The organism is Gluconobacter sp. NFX36 (assembly GCF_049887835.1).
Lineage (GTDB): Bacteria > Pseudomonadota > Alphaproteobacteria > Acetobacterales > Acetobacteraceae > Gluconobacter > Gluconobacter japonicus_A.
Genome location: NZ_JAGEKJ010000001.1, coordinates 120914 through 141670, shown reverse-complemented (window position 1 = coordinate 141670; position 20757 = coordinate 120914). Strand labels below are relative to the sequence as shown.

The window sequence follows — 20757 nt, the reverse complement described above, 5'->3', positions numbered from 1 at the left end:
TCCGTAATCTGAGTTACGATATAGGCTTCTGCGAGCGGTCTTGAAAGCCATCGCGGAACGCCAGTCCAAGCCCCAGCAACAGAAACCCCCACCCACCCAAAGGCAGGTTCAGGAAATCAGACGCTGAAGCAATGGGCCATTCCTGAATGAATACGGCTGCGAACAGACCAATGGAAATTGCTGAACCCTGCCGCCCCGGCCAAAGGGCCTTGAGCCAGCAGGCAATCATAATAATGAACAGAATCAGGCCGGGAATGCCCGCATTCACCAGAGCCTGAAGGTAATGATTGTGCGGATGCTGGACGCAGAGTTCCGTCCAGCCGCCCGGCGGGTGCTCCACGGAAAGCCACGGCACGCCATGGAAGGTAGATGGGTCTGCACAATGATGACGATAGGCGTCGTAACCCTGTCCGAGCAGCGGATGCTCCTGTGCCATGACAACAGCATGGGTGTAGATTTCGCCGTAGGGCGACTGGCTGAAATGCGTCAGTTGCTGCCGGGCTAGCACAACAAGATGCGAAAAGCTGCCCGGTGAGACAACGCTGGCGGCAAAGACCAGAAGCGGCATCAGCGCAGCGGCTACGAGTGCGGCTGGACGCATCGGACGATAAAGCAGCGCGCAGATCCCGATCCCGAACAGGGACAGCGCGAAAGGCATCCGCTGCCCTGCCAGTACCATGATCACCACGGCCAGAACCGTTGCAGCACACAGGCCCAGCGTGCGCGACAGACGTGTCTTCCAGCCTTCGATCAGTGTGCAGCCCAGCATCAGCATGGGGAGGATCAGACGTGAAAGCGGAGCAGCAGCCCGCGGATGCGTATAAGGACCAGTCAGGGTTCCGTCATGGAAGCGGGGAACGCCGAACAGATTATAGCCGATCGTCGCCTGCAACAGCATCTGGACGGCAATATAGAGCCCGCATCCGCAGGTGACCCAGAGTGTTCGTTGACGCCAGACAGCGTCACGCAGAACCCAGCATCCCAAAGCAGCCGCGGCTACTGGAAAGCGGATCGCCGCGAGAGACTGCCCCAGAGCACCATGCCCGGGCGAGACCCAGAGCGTGCAGAGCACCTGCCAAGCCCACCAGCAGAATGTGGCGACAATCCACGGTTCCCGCGCCCATCCCCACTGCCTGTTTCGGGCGGAATAAATCAGCAGAAGAACCGCCAGACAGTCCATATCCGCTTCCGCCAGCCCCCGAAGATGCGTGAGGGTCAGGGGCAGGATGACGGCAAGCCACTGGCCGAGGCGTGTAAGGGTCAAGGAAGACTGGCGCATAGACAATCTGGATGGCGGGTTTCGACTTTCCATGCAACCACCCTGGCGGGTATGCGCTTTTTTGAAACAGTCCATTTCCTACGGAGACAGACATGTCCACCGACACCATTCTCATTCCAGGCATTGATACGCCAATCTCTCGCGTTGCCCTTGGCACCTGGGCCATCGGCGGCTGGATGTGGGGCGGCCCTGACGATGAAAACGGCGTCCGCACCATTCACGCTGCTCTCGATGACGGTATCAACCTGATTGATACTGCTCCGGTTTACGGCTTCGGACATTCCGAAGAAGTTGTAGGCCGCGCGCTGGCGGAGAAACCACACAAAGCATTCGTCGCCACAAAGCTTGGCCTGAACTGGACGGACGACAAGCCGGAAGACCGGAAGGTCTTCCGTGACTCCCGCCCGGCCCGGATCCGACAGGAAGTCGAGGACTCTCTGCGCCGCCTGCGCGTTGAGACGATCGACCTTGAGCAGATCCACTGGCCGGATGCCAAGACGCCGGTTGATGAAAGCGCACGCGAGCTTCAGAAGCTGCATCAGGAAGGCAAGATCCGCGCTCTTGGCGTCAGCAATTTCTCGCCTGAACAGATGGATATTTTCCGCGAAGTCGCACCGCTTGCCACGATCCAGCCGCCGCTGAACCTGTTTGAGCGGACCTGTGAAAAGGACATTCTGCCGTACGCCAAGAAGAACAATGCCGTTGTTCTGGCATATGGCGCACTCTGTCGCGGGCTTTTGTCCGGTAAAATGAACAAGGACACGACGTTCCCGAAGGATGATCTGCGTTCGGGCGATCCGAAGTTCCAGAAGCCGAAGTTCGAGAGCTATCTGGCCGCCGTCGAGGACTTCAGGAAGCTGGCTGCCAAGCGGGACAAGTCCGTTCTTGCCTTTGCAGTTCGGTGGGTGCTGGATCAGGGACCGGTCATTGCCCTCTGGGGCGCTCGCAAGCCGGAGCAGGTCTCAGGCGTGCGAGATGTGTTTGGCTGGTCTCTGACGGATGAAGAAAAGAAGGCCGTAGATGAAATTCTGGCGCATCATGTGCCGGAGGCCATCGACCCGACCTTTATGGGGCCACCGAACCGCGATTAAACCCAAGGGCCTGCTGGCGCAGCTCCAGAAGCTGCGCCCTTGCCTGTTCCAGACCGAACATAGCCGCTCTTTCGCGACCTTTCTGACCCAGTTCGGATCGGAGGGCCGCCTGATCCATCAGGCGGCAGAGAGCATCCTCCAGCGTACCCGCCTCATCAGGAGGCGCCAGAAGCGCAGCATCTCCTACAACATCAGGCAACGCACCGACGGGTGAGGCAATGACAGCCGCCCCGCAAGCCATGGCCTCCAGAGCAGTCATGCCAAATGGCTCCGGCCACCGACTAGGCACGACCACAATCGAAGCCTCAGCCATGGCCTGCAAAATACAGTCATGAGGCTGATAGCCCGCCATGCGCACTCCGGCCTGTTCAGCCTTGGGGCGCAGATGGGTCAGAAAAGGTGTTTCCGGGGAATCCGGGCCAAATCTGTCTGCTCCCATGAGGGTTGCAGTCCATTCGGGATACCGGGAACTGATCGTTGTCCAGGCTCTGACAAATGCATCCACGCCTTTGTCAGCCACGACACGCCCGACGAAAAGAACCGTCTTCTGGCGTGGACGCGCCTCAGGAACCTCTGCAAGATCCATGCAGTTTGGCTGGATGGCAACGGACAGGGGACCACACCCTTCCAAGAAGCGCTCTGCCACCCAGCGTGACACTCCACAAACCAGCATTCTGCCTGCAAGATGTCGTCGCTGGGCCGGGGTTTTCGCCCCCCGCATTGAGCATGGATCATTATGCAAAATCAGCCGAACACGCGCGAATCGGGACAGAAAAAGTGCGAGATCCGGGCGGTTATGGACCTCAATCAGGTCTGGTTTGAACCCTCGCGCCACAGACAGGCAGGCAATGCCATATTTCAGGCGCCGGGAAAGCGGCCAGCCAGATAGTCCAAGGGGAACAAAATGTCCGCCAGACAAAGCCTGTCCGCTGATCGCCTTCCCGGTAATCCGATCTTCCGGTTGGGCCATCCGGCTGACAAGCAATGCAATCGCACCAGCATGCCCCTCCGCATAAGATTCGCGCGGTGGGAGAACCGTCAATACACGCAATGACACTGCTTCTTGCCTTTCCCAACCCATCTTCCGGCGCTTAGCGCGGAGACGGGACAGGCTTAACAGGCCTCACAAGGGAAGCAAAAGTCTACCGGTCAAGAAGAATGCTGAAGTCTCTGCTCTTCTTCGATGCGCTGACGACGGACAACTTTGCGGGTCTCGCGGAGAATGCGATATTTCTCCAGCGCGGACATATCCTTCCGACCGGACTTTCGGCAGTCGGACGGTCGCCCGGCGGCCGTGCCCGAAGCAGATTTCCCGGCGTTCACAAAAGCGGTCATTGTCTTTCCCTACGGCTTAGAAAGAGAATCCAGACATATTAAGTAACACAAGCAAGACCACTGCTATCGGAATAAGTCCGACCAGACAACCGCTAAACGTACGATACGGACAGGGGGTTCCTTCTCCTCACGCTGCGGGTCTTGAGTTCCAGGTCTCTATCGCGCACATGCCATAAATACTTTCGACATTGCCCCGCGCCCCGCATGCCGGCGCATTTCTCAGGAGCACTCCATGAAGATCAACGGTACGGCCTATCGCAGTCTCTGGCGCCCTTCTGACGACGCCAGAAGCATTCGCATTTTCGATCAGACGCGCTTTCCGTGGGAAGTGGAAATTCTTGAACTGCGCGATATGGGCGCAGTCGCCCACGCCATCCGCAGCATGCAGGTCCGGGGAGCGCCCCTGATTGGCGCGGTTGCAGCCTATGGTCTCGTGTTCGCGCTGCAGGATGACGCTTCTGATGCGGCTCTGCAGAAGGCGGCGGCTGACCTGATCGAAACGCGTCCAACAGCCATCAATCTCCGCTGGGCCATTGAGCGCATGGTGACGCATCTCCGCGCTCTGCCAGCAGAACGCCGCGTTGATGCCGGGTATGTGGAAGCGGATGCGATCTGCGATGAAGACGTTCAGGTCAATGAGGCTATCGGCCGTCACGGGCTGGAACTCATCCGGGAGATCTGGGAGCGCAAGGGCCATCAGGGCCGGGTGAACCTGCTGACGCATTGCAATGCCGGCTGGATTGCAACCGTGGACTGGGGCACCGCACTTGCCCCGATCTACATGGCGCATGATGAGGGCATCCCGGTGCATGTCTGGGTGGATGAGACCCGCCCCCGCAATCAGGGCAGCCTGCTGACGGCCTGGGAACTCGGCAGCCATGGCGTGGCGCATACGGTCATCGCAGACAATGCTGGCGGCCATTACATGCAGGCCGACGATGTTGATATGGTCATTGTCGGCACGGACCGCGTGACGGCGCAGGGTGACGTCGCCAACAAGATTGGCACCTATCTCAAGGCGCTGGCCGCCAAAGACAACAATGTTCCGTTCTGGGTGGCGCTGCCATCCTCGACAATCGACTGGCGCGTGCGCGATGGCGTGAAGGAAATCCCGATCGAAGAGCGGAGCCAGAACGAGGTTCTGTTCATGACGGGCCTGACGGAAAGCGGTGATCCGGGCCGTGTCCGTATCGCACCGGAAAACAGCCCGGCGGCCAATCCGGCTTTTGACGTAACACCAGCCCGTCTGGTGACTGGACTCATCACCGAGCGTGGCCGGTGTGATGCTTCCGAAGAAGGGCTGAAAAGTCTGTTCCCTGAAAGCTGAGGACGATGAGCTGTAGCCATTCCAGTTCTTCGGGACGAGTGGCTACAGTTTTCTCAGGCGTACACCCCTCAGACCCATTTGTTAGATCCGGCAATCTGGGCCTTAACTGGCCTTAGTAATAAGAACTGCCTTTGCGCGGGGGGCTCAACAGCATGTTTGCCGGTCTTCCACCCTGCACGTCCGGATGATTTTCTGGCATCTGATGTGCATCATACCGCCCAAACTGCTCGCTTGTGAAAGTCTGGCGCCCTGTCAGCCCTGCCAAAAGACATACCATCAACAAGCCAGACGCGATTTTATAAATCATCTGAACCTCATTCTTTACTGTATGCCGCACAAAAAACCGAAGTCTGTTATTTCGGACACTTTCAAGAAAACTGAAGCACTACTGGAACATCATCGCAAGTCGTTGGTTCTCCCCCGCATCTGCACCGCCCAGAACACAGTGAAGTTCTCAGCGCCGCAAACCTGTCCCTCTGCTCGAAGAGCGTTGCCCTTGACGCTCCATCGCACTTGCCGTTCAAGATGAGGCTTCATCGAGCCCGCATGAGGATGATTGTGTCAGACTCGCATATCTTCTGGCGAACAGCCGCTACGGCCGCACTGTTCGCACTGACTGGCTGCGCCAGCCAGACCAGTGTCCGCCCGTATCCGGCCCAGACGCCCAACGCTCAGTATGCGAACGGCACAACCGGAACTCTTGGCTACAACAGCCATGTTCCAGATTTCGCCAGTCGGAATTTCGAGCCATTCAACCGTCAGGACGTCGCAGCCATTGCCCTGCGAGAATGGCGGATGTTCGGCTCTCCGGTTTCGGATGATGATCCGGAAGATCGTCCGGAACCGACCGATCCAGCCCTCAAGCCAGAGCGTATTCCCGGTCTGTGGCAACGTATTGGCGAATACTGGTGGATCGGCCAGGACCCTTATGAAACGGAAGTCGCCTGGACGGGCAAGACCGATGCCAACGGCACGCGCTTCGAGGCGGCTCATGATGGCCATTATGCTTGGTCAGCCGCCTTCATTTCCTACGTCATGCGGGTTGCGGGAGCCAATGATCGCTTCCCGTATTCTCCCAATCACGCCACTTACATCAACGCGGCGGCCAGCGGGCAGTCCAGCGGTGTCAGCGCACATGATCCGGGGAGCTATACCCCCAAACTGGGCGATCTGATCTGCGTCGGGCGTGGGCGGAGCAAATCCGTGACGTTCTCAATGCTGCCAACGTCCTACGGCTTCCCGGCGCATTGCGGCATTGTCACCGCCGTCAACCAGACTGCCCAGCCGTTCGGACATGAGCTGAGCATCGTGGGCGGCAACGTGGATGATACGGTGTCCCTCACCCACGTTCCGACCGATACGAACGGCCGGATCGCGGATGGATCAGGCCACAGTTACGATAGCCGCTATCCCTGGTGTGCGGTTCTTGAAGTCCACTACGATGCGGATCAGGAACCTGACAGCGGTCTGTGAGTGAACGGTAGTCCCCCGGCCCGCCAGCCTGTGCCGGGGCCATGCTTGTCCTCAAAGCCATCAACAATGTTTGTCACATCCGCATAACCGGCATGTTCTGCCAGAAGCGCCGCATTATGCGAGCGCATCCCTGAACGACACAGGAACAGCACGCGACTGTTCTGATCCGGGACTGCTTCCAGCAGACCTTCCAGAAAAATCTGCTCCAGACCGGGCTGCCAGGTCAGGCACACAACAGGCCGTGGCAGAGCTGCAGAATCGGGCAGACCGATTTCCGCCCATTCCACTGGCGTTCGGACATCCACGAGGACGCTGCCGGCCTCATTTGCAAGCACGTCCCATGCCTGCTTTGCTGTCAGTACCTTCATGGCCTTCCTCATCCTTATAAAACGCGGTCTAATTCCGTCAGCACAGGAGAAAACGTATGACTGACATCACCGACGCACACCAGTCCGTTTCAAAAGGCTGGCAGGCTCCGTCTGCTGGCATGACGGCCGCCATCGGTGGCACGCCGCTGATCCGCCTGAAACGTGCCTCGGAAGAAACCGGCTGCGAGATTTATGGCAAGGCCGAGTTCATGAATCCGGGCGGCTCTGTGAAAGATCGCGCGGCCCTTGCCATTATCGAAGATGCGTTCCGCACAGGTGCGCTCAAGCCAGGAGGCACGGTTGTTGAAGGCACGGCCGGAAATACCGGCATTGGCCTGACACTGGTGGCACAGGCCATGGGCTGCAAGGCCATTATCGTCGTGCCGGAAACGCAGAGCCGCGAGAAGCTCGATTTCCTGCGTATGATTGGTGCCGACCTGCGCCTCGTTCCAGCCAAGCCGTTCCGCGATCCGGGCAACTATGTCCATGTTTCGCGGCGACTTGCTGAAGAAACCGGTGGCTTCTGGGCTAACCAGTTTGACAATACCGCCAACCGCGAAGGCCATCGCACAACAACGGCCGTGGAAATCTGGAATCAGACGGGCGGGAAGATTGACGCCTTCACCTGTGCTTGCGGGACCGGCGGCACACTGGCTGGTATCGGAATTGGTCTGCGCGAACAGGCTGCAGCAGCCGGAAAAACGGCTCCGAAAATCATTCTGGCTGATCCGGAAGGATCTGCGCTGTATGGCTGGGTGAAATCCAACGATCTGACGATCAGCGGTGGTTCCATCACAGAAGGAATCGGTCAGGGCCGCGTGACTGCGAATCTTGAGGGCTGCGCGCCGGACGATGCTGAACGCATTCCAGACCCGGAAGCTCTGGAGCAGATCTTTGCTCTCACGGCTGAAGAAGGGCTCTCCGTAGGCGGCTCTTCAGGCATCAATGTTGCAGCGGCCATTCGCACTGCAAGGAAGCTTGGCCCCGGACATACGATTGTTACAATTCTGTGCGACGGTGGCGCCAGGTACCAGTCAAAACTGTTCAACCCTGAATTCCTTCGCGCCAAGAACCTGCCTGTTCCATTCTGGCTGGCCTGAGCACGAAAGTGGCGCGGGGGACCTGAACCGCGCCACAAGCCTACGGAAGGTAATACGATCATGGGTACGGAAACCCTGCCCCATCTTCTGGTTGTAGATGACGACCGCGAAATCCGGGAACTGCTGAGCAAGTTCCTTGAACGCAACCATTTCCGCGTTACTGCGGCACGCGACGGCCGTGAAGCCCGCAAGGCATGGGCCAATGGCCATTACCAGCTCGTCGTGCTGGATCTGATGCTGCCGGGCGAGAGCGGCCTTGAAGTTGCGCGCTGGCTGCGGTCTCAGGACAATATTCCCATCATCATGCTGACGGCCATGAGCGATGAAACGGACCGTATCATCGGGCTGGAATTCGGCGCAGATGATTATGTCGCCAAACCATTCAACCCGAGGGAATTGCTCGCTCGCATCCGTGCAGTTCTGCGCCGTACGGTTGACGCTTCCGAAAAACGGCAAGCCACGGATACCCGCAAGATCATATTCGCCGGATGGTGCCTCGACCCGGTCAGACGCCGCCTGCTCAACCCGGATGGTGCAGAAATTTCCCTAACGGGAGGCGAGTATGATTTGCTGATGGCCCTTCTGGACCGTGCAAACAGGGTTCTGACCCGCGACATGCTGCTTGAACTGCTCCGTGGCCGTCAGGCTGGTCCTTTTGACCGCGCCATCGACGTCGCCATCAGCCGCCTGCGTCGCAAGCTTGAAGACGATGGTCGCAATGCTCAGGTCATCAAAACCGTCCGTGGCGGCGGTTATGTTCTGGCCGCAGAAGTCGAACGCATCTGACCATGAAGTTCCTGCCAGGCTCTCTTGTTGCCCGAACCAGCCTTGTCCTGATCGTAGGACTTGCCGTTATTGAGCTGGCAGGATTGGGTATCCATGCGCTTGACCGCCTCGATATGGCCGAGCGCAGTGAGATGCATGATTACCAGATGCAGGCCTTCTCCATTTACCGCACCATTGCAGAAGCAAAGCCTGAAGATCGTCAGGCTGTCATTGACGATCTGCATATTCCCTCAAACACAACGGTCCTGTTGCGCTCCGGCCCAGATCAGGAAATTCACAGTCACAAGATCCCGCTCCCTTTTTTCCCTCCTCCAAAACCGGCTTTTTCAGACCATTTCCAACCCGGCCCTCACGATGTCTCCCCTCATGCAGGTCCTTTTGAGCCGCCTAACCCGATGCAGGAAGGGCCAGACGGCCACTCACCGGCAGACATGGAGCCTTTTCCAGATCCGGGACATCCGCCATTTACCCACCCTGACGGTCCAGACGGATGGCACTTGCCCAATGCGGAAGAACACCGCCATTTCCAGAATACTTCCCCGGGTGGGCGCTGGCCGTTCCTTCCTGTTTCCCTTTACCCCCGGGAAATCTGGAGCGGACAGGAACTGCGAACACATTCAACGTCCCTGCTATTACCAGATACACAGTCCTGGGTCGTGGTGCGCTATGCCATGCCATTGCCCAACCCATTCGAAGCGCCCACATTCATCATAGCCTTTCTGGTGATGTCTCTTTGCGGTGGCGCCCTGATCGTCTGGGCTACACGACGACTGATCTTACCCGTTACAACCCTTGCGGACGCTGCCGAGGCCCTGGGTCGTGACGTCAACAGTTCGACCGTTCTGCCGGAAAACGGACCTTCCGAAATTCGCCGGGCAGCCATTGCCTTCAATACCATGTCCATGCGGATCAGACGCTTCGTCTCTGACCGCACCCTGATGCTGACAGCCATCGGACATGATCTGCGGACACCCATCACACGCTTGAAACTGCGAGCAGAATTCATTGACGATGATGAGCTTCGCACCAAGATGCTCGCGGATCTTGATGAGATGGAATCCATGGTGGCGGCAACTCTGGCATTCGGCCGTGACAGCGCATCAAACGAACAGGTTGTTTCCCTCGACCTCCGCGCCCTTCTTCAGACGATCATGGACGAAGCAGCAGAAGCCTACCCGGATCATGCCGATGCTCTGGTGTATGAATCGCCCAGTGTCCCCGTCCGGGTCATGGCGCGATCTGTGGCGCTGAAACGTGCATTGAACAATCTGATTCTCAATGCCGTGAAATATGGCAACAGCGCCCACGTCACTCTGCTCCCGCCTCCTCAGAAGAAAGAAAAGGACAGGTACGCGCGCATAATCGTGGAAGACAACGGCCCCGGCCTGCCCGACGAAGAGCTGGATCGTGTCTTCGAGCCTTTCGTCAGGATCGAAACCAGCCGCAATCGGGAAACAGGTGGAACGGGACTGGGCCTGTCCATTGCCCGGACAATCCTTCGGGCTCAGGGCGGCGATGTGCGTCTTATGAACCGTCCCGAAGGGGGACTGCGCGCCATCATCACACTGGAAGCCTGATTACACAGCCCATCACAAATCCGAAAACTGGTCTTTTTTAACCAGCCTGCCGGTTACAATCTGCGTCAGTTATCTTTCTATGTCAGAGACAGTCTCGGAATAAGGATAATCGATCATGAGCGAACAAGGCTTCCGGAGCATTCTTACAGGTTCGTTTTCCACCCCCTGCGCCGACAATCCTACCGTGGCGATGGTGGAAGCAGGCTACCACCATGCCGGTCTTGATGCCCGATACATCAACTGTGACGTCAAAGCCTCCGGTCTTGCGGATGCCGTCAAAGGCGCCAAGGCCATGGAGTGGGTGGGTTTCAACTGCTCCCTGCCCCACAAGGTCGCCGTTCTCGATCATCTGGATGATATTGCGGAGTCCGCCCGGCTCATCGGCGCGGTCAACTGCGTGGCCATTCGGGAAGGAAAGCTGATTGGCCATAACACTGATGGCAAAGGCTTTCTGGCATCCCTGAAAACGGTAACCTCTCCTGCCGGCAAAAGGGTTGTGATCCTTGGAGCGGGCGGAGCAGCCCGCGCAATTGCGGTAGAACTTGCTCTGGCAGGGGCGGCGCATATCACGATCGTCAACCGGGATGCCTCAAAAGCAGAAACCATCGCAGCACTGATCAACGACAAAACTGAAGCGACCGGCGAAGCTCAGGCATGGTCCGGGAAGTTTTCCCTTCCCACTGGGACGGACATTCTCATCAACGCAACGTCTATCGGTCTGGGTGACCCCAATGCGGCCCCTCCCGTTGAAATGGGCAGTTTGACAAAAGAGACCGTCGTTGCGGACGTCATTCCCAACCCGCCTCAGACCCGCTTCCTGAAAGATGCTAAAGCCCTCGGCTGTACGACGCTGGATGGACTAGGAATGCTCGTCAATCAGGGTGTCATCGGTGTAGAAATCTGGCTGGGCCGCACACTCGACAGCGCTGTCATGGCTCAGACGCTGGAAAATATCTTTGGAACAGAAAACAAGTAAGCTGTTTCGCCCCTGCCCGACCGATGGGCAGGGGCATATCGTGTAACTGAGACGATTTTTGCGCGCCAACGCAACCAGACCGTCAAGGCAGGACAGGTCGGTCCAATGCCCCCCATCATAGATCCTAAGCAGAAAACAGTTCCGTAAAACTGAGGCACGTCATGCTGCTGAACGGACGTATGGTCGATGACCCGTACTTGCCTCAGACTGATCCCCGCAAGGAAGAAAATCAGTTCGAAGCCAGATTGACAATCTTACCTTTGAGTCGTTCCACCATGCCTGTGATGTCCAACGCAGCCGCTCGTTTCTTGAAGAGCATTGCCAAACAGCATTATGGGTTGCCCATACTTTCCTTATGGGATAGCTCAACCATCCCCGATCAGGGCCGCATCCATCAAAGTCTCTTCGAGAGCCTCAATCTGCCGTATTGCTTCGGAAAACGATCCTTTTTCCTGCGCCCTACACAGAAACACCGCATCATGAATACAAAGCGATTTAATGGTACAGCTTTAATGCTTACACAGACCTAGAACAACGCCCTATCAGGAATTGTATTTCCTTCAGGAGAAATCATTTCTATTGTTCGTTCATAATGATCATTATCAGCATATTTTTCTGAAGATTTACTTACAGAACACCCTCCCAAAGAAAGAGAAAATCCCATCATCACAAAGGAAAGGAGAATATATTCTTTCCGGATCTTCATCGTTTTTTTTCCTTATTCTTATTTCTCCAAACGATAGTCCTTAAAAAAATTATTAAAATTAGAAATTTTGGAATAGTCACAAAACTTTCATAAAAATAATTTATGAAGACCCCGCTCTCCAGCACCGGAAGATTCTGAATGACCGGAGGGTATTTTTACCTACGGGCCGGCCATGCGTTTCCTCATCCTCAGCCGTCAATGATGACGCCGAACTTTGAAAAAACAACGATACAGAGCTAGGCTGAGCATCCGCTGCAATGGGAAAGACATGCTGTGTCAGACAGTGGAGTCTGAGCACGTCTTTCGACAATCCGAATCAAAAAACCCCGCCTGAGCAGTCAGGCGGGGTTTGGCATCAAACCTTGATCAGGCGGGCCGCGAAAAACCCGTCCATCCCGCCTCGGTCCCACCAGAGACCTGGATGTGTACGGAAGAAACCTTCAGGAGTGCGAGCGATGGACATTTCTGCCAACTCCACGTCCGTAAAAGGCTCGTGCCTCCAGCCGCCACGTTCCAGAGCTGCGCGAATGCGCTCCGGGCCTTCCTCATCCTGAAGAGAACAGACAGCATACATCAGCATGCCACCTGGCTTCAGCATCTCACGCGCGGAATCAATGAAGGCATCCTGCCCTTGCGCCAGTGCTGTGACATCGCGGGGGCGTTTGATCCACAACACATCTGGATGACGGCGAAATGTCCCGGTGGCTGAGCACGGTGCGTCAAGCAAAACGGCATCCACGGGAGCTTTCGGACGCCAGATCAGGCCGTCTGCCACGATTGTTTCAGCCTCTACACGCATTCGCGCAATATTCTCGCGCAACCGCACAGCGCGTGCTTCTTCCTTCTCGATGGCAATCACCTGAGCCCCAGCCGTTGCCAACTGCGCCGTCTTGCCACCGGGTGCCGCACACAGATCAATGATGGTCTTGCCAGAGACACTCCCCATCAGCTTCACAGGCATTGCGGCGGCAACGTCCTGTGCCCAGAACTGGCCTTCCTCGAAACCTTCCATTGTAGCGATGCGCGTTCCAGCCGGATAACGCACTGTCCCCGTTGGAAGCACATCCCCGCCCTCCGGGGCCGTTGCGCCGGGTCGCAGGCTCAGATCCAGCGGGGCCTCACGATGAAGGCCACGGGAAATGGAACGCGCGCGTTGTCCCCATGCTCCCCACATCCAGGGCTGGACGTCCAGACGAGCCTCATCCAGCCCTTCCATCAGATCCCGTCCTTCACGAGCCACGCGACGCAGGACCGCATTGGCCAGCCCCGCGAACGGCGCCAATCCACGACGACGCAGAAGATCCACAATCGTACCAACAGCCGCATGGGGCGGCGTTTCCAGATGCAGAAGCTGTGCGACCCCTAAGAGAAGTGCACAACGCACAGGCTCAGGCGGCTCCCGGCGCAGCATCGGCTGTAGAATTTCGGTCATACTGCCAAGGTAGCGGAGCGTCGTAGCTGCCAGACGATGCGCGGAAGCACGATCCCGCAGATCCATCGGTCCCGTGCGATCCAACGTCGTTTCCAGCATCCGGCGATGCTCGACCACACCGCAGACGATATCAAAGGCCAGGTCGCGTGTCGGGTCAGGCGCAGGGCGGCGCTCCTGTCCCTGTTTCGGACGGCGTCCTCCCTGACGGGAAGCGGACGGGTTCTTCGGACGGCCGGAGCCGCGGGGGGGCGTATTCTGTGTCATTTTCAGGCGTCGATCTCTCGCATGCTGCCGAAATCGCATCTTGCGGCTTCTGACGCAATGGAGTCTTCTGCCGCCATGTCCGATCAGATTGCAGAAAATCTCTCCCTTATCCGCAGTCGCATCCTTCATGCGTGTGAAAATTCGGGGCGTTCAGCCTCGGATGTTGGCCTCGTCGCCGTCAGTAAGTTTCATCCGAAAGAGGCCGTTGAAGCAGCCCTAAACGCCGGTCAGCGTGTTTTCGGGGAGAACCGTGTTCAGGAAGCCGCATCAAAATTTCCAGATCTTCGTACGACATGGCCAGACCTGCGCCTTCACATTATCGGTGGCCTCCAGACAAACAAGGCCGTTGACGCCTGCCGCATTGCCGATGTGATCGAGACTCTGGATCGGCCGGCTCTGGCTGACGCTCTTGAAAAAGCTGCAGACAAGCTTGGTCGGCTGCCGGAGCTTCTCGTTCAGGTCAACACCGGCAATGAACCTCAGAAGTCAGGCGTCCCGCGTGACGAAGCCGATGCCTTTATCAAAACCTGCATGACAAGGTTCGGCGCCAAGGTGCGGGGCCTGATGTGCATTCCTCCGGAAGACAAGGACCCAGCACCTCATTTCCGTTTTCTGACGGGTCTGGCCAAGCGCCACGGACTACCGGTTATTTCCATGGGCATGTCTGCCGATTTCGAAACGGCCATCGCCGAAGGAGCCACGCTTGTCCGGGTTGGAAGTGCCATTTTCGGCTCCCGTCCCATGACAGGATCCTAACGCACAGCTTGCATCCCTGTAAGAAATCCTGTCTTGAGGGAAAAGACCGTGCTCCGACACGTCCGTGTGAGGTGTTGGGAGTGCTGGTTTCCTGCGATGCCCGTAAATGGAACCACCGATGCCAGAACACGACGGCGATAACGCTCCCCCTCCTCGTCCCGTTGTCGGGGTACCAGTGGAGAGCGGCGAAGTCCTGCAAACCATCGATCAGGCCCGCAAGGATGGAAACACCGCCGAACTTGGGGATTCTGAAGGCAGCAGCCACAAGAAGCCGGTAGGCTTTGGTGCACTTCTTGCCGTTCTGGGTGTCGTGTATGGCGATATCGGAACAAGCCCGCTCTATGCGCTTCAGTCTTCGGTCAATATCGTCGGCTCCGCCAAACATCCGGCCGCCGCATGGGAGATTATGGGGCTGGCCAGCCTGACGTTCTGGGCGCTCATGCTGATCGTGACATTCAAATATGTCCTGCTCATCATGCGCGCCGATCATGATGGCGAGGGCGGTATCATTGCCCTGATGTCCCTGGCCCAGCGCGTCTGCAAATCACAGAGATTCCGATGGCTATTCGGCCTCGTCGGCATCGCGGGCACCTGCCTGTTCTTTGGTGACAGCATCATTACGCCTGCCGTGTCCGTTCTTTCTGCCGTCGAGGGCATTGAAATCGCGGTTCCATCTGCCAGCCATGTCATCATCCCGATCGCCATGATTGTTCTTGTGGCGCTGTTTGCGGCACAAGCCATGGGAACGGGGAAGATCGGCAAGGCCTTTGGTCCGATCATGGTTGTCTGGTTTGCGGTTCTGGCCATTCTCGGCGTACGGGGCATTATTCTGTATCCCCATATCCTGCTGGCCCTCTCCCCGACCTTCGCGCTCGAATTCATCGTTCTGCACGGCTATCTGTCCTTCATCGCACTCGGTTCGGTCGTTCTGTCCGTAACGGGTGCGGAGGCACTTTATGCGGATATGGGGCATTTCGGCCGCGCGCCAATCCGCAAGGCGTGGCTGTTTTTCGTACTGCCGTCCCTGACATTGAACTACTTTGGTCAGGCCGCCCTGCTGATCCACGATCCAGCCACACTGGCCAATCCTTTCTATCATCTTGGGCCACACTGGGCGCAGATCCCGCTTCTGATTCTTGCCACCTTTGCGACCGTCATTGCGTCTCAGGCAGGGATCTCGGGCAGCTTCTCGCTTTGCCGCCAACTCATCCAGCTTGGTTATCTGCCCCGTACCCGCATTGTGCATACAAATGCGGATGAGGAAGCGCAGATCTACCTGCCGTCCCTGAACTGGATTCTGGCCTTCGGGGCGCTGGTTCTAGTGCTATCCTTCCGCTCATCCGCCGCACTGGCTGCGGCTTACGGCATTGCTGTGACCGGCACCTTCCTGTGCACCTGCGTTCTGGCGATGGTGGTCTTCCGCCGCACCTTCAAATGGAGCGCTGTGGCCGTTGGAGCCGTGTTCGGTCTGTTCTTCGTCGTGGATGCAGTCTTCTTCTCCGCCAACGTGCTAAAGATCCCGGATGGTGGCTGGGTCCCGCTCGCCATCGGCATCATCAGCACCATCGTCATGACAACCTGGAAGCGCGGCCGTGGCCTGATTGCCGCCAAGCAGCAGGCAGATTCTATGCCGATGGCCTCGTTTCTGGCTCGCCTGCCACAGTCCCGCACCATCCGCGTTCCGGGCCTCGCTGTCTTCCTGACGGCCAACCCGGACGTCGTGCCGAACTCGCTGCTGCATAACCTGAAGCACAACAAGGTTCTGCATGAGCACGTCATGTTCGTAACCGTGCAGAACCTTGATCAGCCGGAAGCCGAGCGCGGACACCGCACGATCGTTCAGGAACTGGCGCCGAACATCAATCGCGTGATCGTCCGCTACGGCTTCATGGAAATGCCAAACCTGCCGCGTGCCCTGATGGAACTGAAGGCGCTTGGTGTCGCGTTCGATGCCATTCAGGCCTCCTATTTTACATCCCATGAGCTTGTGGTTCGCTCCCGCGTTCCCAAGATGCAGCTCTGGCGGATGTGGCTGTTTCTGCTCCTCCTGCGTAATGCTGCCTCGACCACGGAATTCTTCCGCATCCCGCCTGATCGCGTGGTGGAGTTCGGCGTCCGGATTGCAATTTGACCGAACCTCTTTCCCTCTACATTCACTGGCCGTTCTGTCTGGCGAAGTGCCCTTACTGCGACTTCAACTCCCATGTCCGGGATGAAATCCCACAGAAGCGCTTCGCCGCAGCCCTGCGTCGGGAACTGGCACATGACGCGGCCCGTCTGGGCCGTCGGCCCCTCCGCTCGATCTTCTTCGGCGGTGGCACACCGTCCCTGATGGCTCCGGAAACAGTCGCAGCCCTCATCGAAGACGCACATACGCTCTTCGACGCCGAGCCTGATCTGGAAATCACGCTGGAAGCCAATCCGACCAGCGTGGAAGCGGGAAAATTCTCTGCCTTCCGTCAGGCCGGCGTAAACCGTGTGTCTCTCGGGGTGCAAAGCCTGCGGGACGACGCACTCAAAATGCTGGGTCGGGAACATTCGGCGGGACAGGCCATTCAGGCCCTTGAAACCGCCCGTTCCCTGTTTCCGCGCATCTCCTTCGATCTGATTTATGCCCGACCGGGCCAAAGTGATGCGGACTGGGAGAACGAACTGTCCACGGCGCTGGATCTGGTGGCCGATCATCTGTCGCTCTATCAACTCACAATCGAACCCGGTACGAAGTTTGAAGCCCTGCACCGCAGGGGCGAACTGACGCTTCCGGATGCCGATGACGCAGCACGCCTCTATGACCTCACCAGCGAGACGGCGGCCCGACATGGCCTCCTGCCCTATGAAGTCTCCAACTACGCCCGACCGGGTGCGGAAAGCCGCCATAATCTGACCTACTGGCGTTACGCAGATTACATTGGCATTGGCCCCGGAGCGCATGGGCGCCTCACACTGGACGACGAATTATATGCCACCCGACGCCATCGTGCGCCCGAACCATGGGCAGAGCGCGTTGAGAAAACAGGATCTGGCAGCACGGACGAAACGGCCCTGTCTCCTGAAGAAAAAGGACGGGAAGCTCTCCTGATGGGGTTACGCCTCTCCGAAGGGATCGACGAAGCCCGCTTTGCCTATCGTACGGGCCGGACACTGGAAGACTGCGTAGATCCGTTCATGCTCGAAGCCTGCCTGGAAGAGAATTATCTCATTCGGGAGGGGGGTATCCTGAAAGCGACCGACGAAGGCAGACTTCGTCTTGAAGCATTGCTGGCAAGATTGGTCACTTAAGGGCATGATCGCGCGCTAATTAACAGGACGAGACCATGCGCCGATCCATTCTCTCTGCCCTCCTTGCTGCCTGCGCCCTGACCGGCATTGCTTCCGCTGCCCCTGCGGCTCCGGGATACTACATTCAGGATAACGACTATCTCGGCCCAGGCGGGTCAGACATTCAGTCCGTCATTCCGCTACTGAACCGCGAGAACGTTAATCTTCTAGCCTTGACCGTCACGATCGGCGACGACTGGGAAAACGCTGAATCGGCCCATCTGCGTCGTTTCCTCGAAATCGCCAAACAGACACAGATCCCTGTCGCCGACGGCGCAACGCTGCCGCTCGTCAACACGGTGGCTGCAACGCGACTGCGTGAAAAGCAGTACGGTACCATCCCCTGGAAGGGCGCCTGGGGCGGCCTCGGCTCTATCGACAAGACGCCCGCGACCCAGCCTGCTCTCGGCAAAATGCCGGACGGGACGCCGCACATGGCCGTCGATCCGCTTCCTGCCGCCATGGTTCTGATCAAGGCCGTTCACGACCATCCCCATCAGGTAACGATCATTGCCGCAGGTCCGCTGACAAACCTCGCACTTGCCATCCGTCTGGACCCGACCTTCGCCGCAACTGCCAAGCAGCTTGTGTTCATGGGGGGACTGCTGGATTCCAGCATGATGTCCGTCACGGGCAATGCTGACTTCGCTTCTGACTTCAACATGATCGCCGACCCTGAAGCCGCACACATCACACTGACGGCTCCGTGGGCCTCCATCACCTGTGTCGGGAATGTCTCGAACGACATCATGATGACGCATGACCTGATGAACCGCATCGCAGAGAAGAAGACGCCGGTTACGGAATATCTTCAGAAGTTCTATGCGCCCCTGCCGCTGTGGGATGAGCTGACATCCGCTATCGCCGTCGAGCCAGATCTGGTGACGAAGTCCGTCGATGCCTATATGGACATCAACACGGCTCCGGGCATGGACTACGGCCACGCCCATGTCTGGCCTGAAGCGACAGCACCTAAGGGTATGGGCCTGCAGAAGGTGAAGCTCGTTCAGTCCGTGGACACGAAGCGCTTTATCAATGAGTTCGTCGACCAGGCACAGAACGCCATGGGGACCCACTAAGACCTGAAGAAAGGCAACCGACATGCTGAACATCATCAAGCTGGCTGTCGGTTGCCCGACCATTGAGGTTCTTCGGGAACGCATGAAGCATCCGCGTGTGAATGGTCATGGCGCCGTCCCGACCCGGACTATGCCCAAACGGGCCGCCGAGGTTCTGGATGGTGGCTCCCTTTATCGCGTCATGGACGGCATGATCCTCTGCCGGCAGCCTATCATCGGGCTGGAAGCCTGCCGCCGCCCGGATGGCACAGAAGGCACGCTCATCGTCGTGTCAGACGACATCATACCCGTGCAACCACGTACGATGCGCCCCTTTCAGGGTTGGCGCTATCTGGACCCGAAGGATGCGCCTCCGGATCTCGGACAATCTGCTGGTGGCGACGGCATCGCTGATCTTCCCCCACACCTGCGTCGGGAACTGGCAGAGCTGGCTCTGATCTGATCCAGCCCTTTAAAAGGGCCGATCTGGAACAAGATAACGGAACGTGCGTTGAATGCTCACGTCATGCCTGCTCCGCAGGCGCCCTCCTGTCCTGCAAGGAGACATCCGTTGTCGTTGTTTCATAGGCATACACGTAAATCCCGGCGATCCATCGCCCTCCTTCTCGGGACGGGCCTATCCCTTGCCGTCGCGCCCCAGCTTCACGCGGCAGACGTATCGGCACCTGCGCCCAATGTCCCCGCAAAAGAGCAAATTCTCCCCGGCAAGATCGTTTACGCTCAACTGACCACGCCGGACCTCGACAAGGCCAAAGCCTTCTACGGCTCCCTGCTGGGTTGGACGTTCAAGGACGTCACAGTTTCGAAAGGCCGATATACACAGGCGATCGTCAACGGACGCCCTGTTGCCGGGCTGGTCGAACGCCCGAATATGGTCGCGCATGGTGATCCGCTCTGGCTACCATTCATCTCTGTGCAGGATGTCCGAGCCGCAGCAAATGCCGCAAAGGTCTGGGGCGGTCACGTCCTGTTCAAACCACAGAACGTGATAGGCCGCGGCGATGAGAGCGTTATTTCAGACCCCCAGGGCGGTCTGTTTGCAGCCCTGCGTTCCGCCACAGGCGATACCCCCGATGACACGACGCCCCCGCAACAGGGCAAATGGGTCTGGAACGCGCTGCTGACCAGCAAACCTTATGAAGCCGCTGGTTTTTACCAGAAACTGTTCGCCTATCAGGTTGAAGCCGCGCCGGATGCAAAACGGGGAAGCGCCTATCTTCTTGAATCCCAATCCATTACACGCGCCACCATTAACCCGCTGCCACCCCGCTTGCCAGATGGCGCCCATGCACGCTGGATGAACTTCATTCAGGTCGACAGTGTCGGGGCCACAGCTCAGAAGGCGGCTGAACTCGGCGGGAAGATTCTGGTTCAGCCTCATCCTGATCGGCAGGACACCATCATTGCCATTCTTGCAGACCCTTCCGGGGCAGCATTTGGCGTAATGGAATGGCATGACACCACGGTCCCAGGAGATGCGAAATGATCTCTCGTCTGTCACGCACTCTGGCACTGGTCGGTGCTTTCTCCCTCATTCCCTTCCTTTCAGGGTGTGTCGGGTATGACGGATATGGAGGCGGCGGTTACGGCGGCAGCTACTACAACACGGGCTGGGGCGGCGGAGGCTGGGGCGGCTGGGGCCCGGGCTACGCTGTCGGACCTTATCCGGGCCGAGGAGGCCGTTGGCAAGGAGGCCGCATAGATCGTGGCGGTCATATGGGCGGGCACCCTGGAGGGGGACCTGGGGGTGGGTTCTCAGGGGGCGGTCGTCCGGGCAGAGGCCCAGGTGGAGGCTCTCACGGCGGTCCCGGTCACGGTGGCGGCAGTCACGGGCCTGGTGGCGGAGGTGGCCGTGGTGGCGGCCCAGGCGGTGGACGTTAAGCCACTCGC

The 20757-nt window shown here is 58.2% G+C and carries 21 protein-coding genes; 15 read left to right on the top strand and 6 right to left on the bottom strand.

The genetic code is table 11. The features are described from left to right. Nucleotides 1-13: 13 nt before the first annotated feature. Nucleotides 14-1279, bottom strand: coding sequence for an O-antigen ligase family protein (locus J4P41_RS00665; RefSeq protein WP_426065757.1), 1266 nt, complete (start codon nucleotides 1277-1279; stop codon nucleotides 14-16). A gap of 92 nt (nucleotides 1280-1371) precedes the next feature. Here J4P41_RS00665 and J4P41_RS00660 point away from each other — a divergent pair, with 92 nt between their 5' ends. Next, the gene (locus J4P41_RS00660) at nucleotides 1372-2370 is read left to right on the top strand and encodes an aldo/keto reductase (RefSeq protein ID WP_426065756.1); all 999 of its coding nucleotides are present in this window, start codon (nucleotides 1372-1374) and stop codon (nucleotides 2368-2370) included. On the opposite strand, the gene J4P41_RS00655 is transcribed toward J4P41_RS00660, so the two are convergent. Next, nucleotides 2345-3451 (bottom strand): glycosyltransferase family 4 protein, encoded by a 1107-nt coding sequence (locus J4P41_RS00655; RefSeq protein ID WP_426065755.1) that lies wholly within the window; start codon nucleotides 3449-3451, stop codon nucleotides 2345-2347. The two genes, J4P41_RS00660 and J4P41_RS00655, sit on opposite strands and share 26 nt — an antisense overlap. Nucleotides 3452-3519: 68 nt before the next feature. Continuing rightward, nucleotides 3520-3705: a hypothetical protein gene (locus tag J4P41_RS00650; protein WP_023944831.1), complete on the bottom strand. Its 186-nt coding sequence runs from the start codon at nucleotides 3703-3705 to the stop codon at nucleotides 3520-3522. A gap of 232 nt (nucleotides 3706-3937) precedes the next feature. On the opposite strand from J4P41_RS00650, the gene mtnA reads away from it, so the two are divergent. Both mtnA and J4P41_RS00640 read left to right on the top strand, forming a co-directional pair. Continuing rightward, a complete protein-coding gene (mtnA, locus tag J4P41_RS00645; RefSeq protein ID WP_426065754.1) occupies nucleotides 3938-5032 on the top strand; it encodes an S-methyl-5-thioribose-1-phosphate isomerase in 1095 nt (364 codons plus the stop codon). 552 nt (nucleotides 5033-5584) lie between these two features. After that, complete coding sequence (locus tag J4P41_RS00640) at nucleotides 5585-6505, top strand: DUF2272 domain-containing protein (RefSeq protein ID WP_426065753.1); 921 nt, start codon at nucleotides 5585-5587, stop codon at nucleotides 6503-6505. On the opposite strand, the gene J4P41_RS00635 is transcribed toward J4P41_RS00640, so the two are convergent. Beyond that, nucleotides 6481-6873, bottom strand: a complete 393-nt coding sequence (locus J4P41_RS00635) for a rhodanese-like domain-containing protein (RefSeq protein ID WP_211567611.1) — start codon at nucleotides 6871-6873, stop codon at nucleotides 6481-6483. The genes J4P41_RS00640 and J4P41_RS00635 overlap by 25 nt on opposite strands. Before the next feature lie 56 nt (nucleotides 6874-6929). Between J4P41_RS00635 and J4P41_RS00630 the strand changes: the two genes are divergently transcribed. The 5 genes from J4P41_RS00630 (at nucleotide 6930) to J4P41_RS00610 (ending at nucleotide 11842) form a co-directional block, all read left to right on the top strand. Beyond that, nucleotides 6930-7973 (top strand): cysteine synthase A, encoded by a 1044-nt coding sequence (locus tag J4P41_RS00630; protein WP_211567613.1) that lies wholly within the window; start codon nucleotides 6930-6932, stop codon nucleotides 7971-7973. 60 nt (nucleotides 7974-8033) lie between these two features. After that, nucleotides 8034-8759: a response regulator gene (locus J4P41_RS00625; protein ID WP_426065752.1), complete on the top strand. Its 726-nt coding sequence runs from the start codon at nucleotides 8034-8036 to the stop codon at nucleotides 8757-8759. A 2-nt stretch (nucleotides 8760-8761) separates the two neighbouring features. Then, nucleotides 8762-10336, top strand: coding sequence for an ATP-binding protein (locus J4P41_RS00620; protein ID WP_211567615.1), 1575 nt, complete (start codon nucleotides 8762-8764; stop codon nucleotides 10334-10336). Nucleotides 10337-10451: 115 nt separating this feature from the next. After that, nucleotides 10452-11312, top strand: coding sequence for a shikimate dehydrogenase (gene aroE / locus J4P41_RS00615; RefSeq protein ID WP_023944822.1), 861 nt, complete (start codon nucleotides 10452-10454; stop codon nucleotides 11310-11312). Nucleotides 11313-11473: 161 nt separating this feature from the next. Beyond that, the gene (locus tag J4P41_RS00610) at nucleotides 11474-11842 is read left to right on the top strand and encodes a hypothetical protein (protein ID WP_426065751.1); all 369 of its coding nucleotides are present in this window, start codon (nucleotides 11474-11476) and stop codon (nucleotides 11840-11842) included. Here the strand turns inward: J4P41_RS00610 and J4P41_RS00605 are convergent. Further along, nucleotides 11839-12018, bottom strand: a complete 180-nt coding sequence (locus J4P41_RS00605) for a hypothetical protein (protein WP_034881031.1) — start codon at nucleotides 12016-12018, stop codon at nucleotides 11839-11841. The genes J4P41_RS00610 and J4P41_RS00605 overlap by 4 nt on opposite strands. A 355-nt stretch (nucleotides 12019-12373) precedes the next feature. Continuing rightward, complete coding sequence (locus J4P41_RS00600) at nucleotides 12374-13714, bottom strand: RsmB/NOP family class I SAM-dependent RNA methyltransferase (RefSeq protein ID WP_426065750.1); 1341 nt, start codon at nucleotides 13712-13714, stop codon at nucleotides 12374-12376. Between the two features lie 21 nt (nucleotides 13715-13735). Between J4P41_RS00600 and J4P41_RS00595 the strand changes: the two genes are divergently transcribed. The 7 genes from J4P41_RS00595 to J4P41_RS00565 all read left to right on the top strand — a co-directional run bounded on the left by J4P41_RS00595 (nucleotide 13736) and on the right by J4P41_RS00565 (nucleotide 20748). Further along, nucleotides 13736-14470, top strand: coding sequence for a YggS family pyridoxal phosphate-dependent enzyme (locus tag J4P41_RS00595; protein WP_426065749.1), 735 nt, complete (start codon nucleotides 13736-13738; stop codon nucleotides 14468-14470). A 106-nt stretch (nucleotides 14471-14576) separates the two neighbouring features. Then, on the top strand, nucleotides 14577-16601 hold the full coding sequence (locus tag J4P41_RS00590; RefSeq protein WP_426065748.1) for a potassium transporter Kup: 2025 nt from the start codon (nucleotides 14577-14579) through the stop codon (nucleotides 16599-16601). Continuing rightward, nucleotides 16598-17749, top strand: coding sequence for a radical SAM family heme chaperone HemW (gene hemW / locus J4P41_RS00585; protein WP_426065747.1), 1152 nt, complete (start codon nucleotides 16598-16600; stop codon nucleotides 17747-17749). The genes J4P41_RS00590 and hemW overlap by 4 nt, the downstream gene beginning before the upstream one ends. 35 nt (nucleotides 17750-17784) lie before the next feature. Continuing rightward, entirely contained in the window at nucleotides 17785-18867 is a 1083-nt protein-coding gene (locus J4P41_RS00580) for a nucleoside hydrolase (RefSeq protein WP_426065746.1), read from the top strand. A 22-nt stretch (nucleotides 18868-18889) separates the two neighbouring features. Then, nucleotides 18890-19309, top strand: coding sequence for a DUF1489 family protein (locus J4P41_RS00575; RefSeq protein ID WP_010500908.1), 420 nt, complete (start codon nucleotides 18890-18892; stop codon nucleotides 19307-19309). 108 nt (nucleotides 19310-19417) lie between these two features. Then, complete coding sequence (locus tag J4P41_RS00570) at nucleotides 19418-20353, top strand: VOC family protein (protein WP_426065745.1); 936 nt, start codon at nucleotides 19418-19420, stop codon at nucleotides 20351-20353. After that, the gene (locus J4P41_RS00565) at nucleotides 20350-20748 is read left to right on the top strand and encodes a hypothetical protein (RefSeq protein ID WP_426065744.1); all 399 of its coding nucleotides are present in this window, start codon (nucleotides 20350-20352) and stop codon (nucleotides 20746-20748) included. The genes J4P41_RS00570 and J4P41_RS00565 overlap by 4 nt, the downstream gene beginning before the upstream one ends. Nucleotides 20749-20757: the final 9 nt, after the last annotated feature.

Bases quoted from the DNA above. Each gene is read 5' to 3' on its own strand.
- J4P41_RS00665 (WP_426065757.1), bottom strand. From the start codon at position 1,279: ATGCGCCAGTCTTCCTTGACCCTTACACGCCTCGGCCAGTGGCTTGCC.
- J4P41_RS00660 (WP_426065756.1), top strand. From the start codon at position 1,372: ATGTCCACCGACACCATTCTCATTCCAGGCATTGATACGCCAATCTCT.
- J4P41_RS00655 (WP_426065755.1), bottom strand. From the start codon at position 3,451: ATGGGTTGGGAAAGGCAAGAAGCAGTGTCATTGCGTGTATTGACGGTT.
- J4P41_RS00650 (WP_023944831.1), bottom strand. From the start codon at position 3,705: ATGACCGCTTTTGTGAACGCCGGGAAATCTGCTTCGGGCACGGCCGCC.
- mtnA (WP_426065754.1), top strand. From the start codon at position 3,938: ATGAAGATCAACGGTACGGCCTATCGCAGTCTCTGGCGCCCTTCTGAC.
- J4P41_RS00640 (WP_426065753.1), top strand. From the start codon at position 5,585: ATGATTGTGTCAGACTCGCATATCTTCTGGCGAACAGCCGCTACGGCC.
- J4P41_RS00635 (WP_211567611.1), bottom strand. From the start codon at position 6,873: ATGAAGGTACTGACAGCAAAGCAGGCATGGGACGTGCTTGCAAATGAG.
- J4P41_RS00630 (WP_211567613.1), top strand. From the start codon at position 6,930: ATGACTGACATCACCGACGCACACCAGTCCGTTTCAAAAGGCTGGCAG.
- J4P41_RS00625 (WP_426065752.1), top strand. From the start codon at position 8,034: ATGGGTACGGAAACCCTGCCCCATCTTCTGGTTGTAGATGACGACCGC.
- J4P41_RS00620 (WP_211567615.1), top strand. From the start codon at position 8,762: ATGAAGTTCCTGCCAGGCTCTCTTGTTGCCCGAACCAGCCTTGTCCTG.
- aroE (WP_023944822.1), top strand. From the start codon at position 10,452: ATGAGCGAACAAGGCTTCCGGAGCATTCTTACAGGTTCGTTTTCCACC.
- J4P41_RS00610 (WP_426065751.1), top strand. From the start codon at position 11,474: ATGCTGCTGAACGGACGTATGGTCGATGACCCGTACTTGCCTCAGACT.
- J4P41_RS00605 (WP_034881031.1), bottom strand. From the start codon at position 12,018: ATGAAGATCCGGAAAGAATATATTCTCCTTTCCTTTGTGATGATGGGA.
- J4P41_RS00600 (WP_426065750.1), bottom strand. From the start codon at position 13,714: ATGACACAGAATACGCCCCCCCGCGGCTCCGGCCGTCCGAAGAACCCG.
- J4P41_RS00595 (WP_426065749.1), top strand. From the start codon at position 13,736: ATGCTGCCGAAATCGCATCTTGCGGCTTCTGACGCAATGGAGTCTTCT.
- J4P41_RS00590 (WP_426065748.1), top strand. From the start codon at position 14,577: ATGGAACCACCGATGCCAGAACACGACGGCGATAACGCTCCCCCTCCT.
- J4P41_RS00580 (WP_426065746.1), top strand. From the start codon at position 17,785: ATGCGCCGATCCATTCTCTCTGCCCTCCTTGCTGCCTGCGCCCTGACC.
- J4P41_RS00575 (WP_010500908.1), top strand. From the start codon at position 18,890: ATGCTGAACATCATCAAGCTGGCTGTCGGTTGCCCGACCATTGAGGTT.
- J4P41_RS00565 (WP_426065744.1), top strand. From the start codon at position 20,350: ATGATCTCTCGTCTGTCACGCACTCTGGCACTGGTCGGTGCTTTCTCC.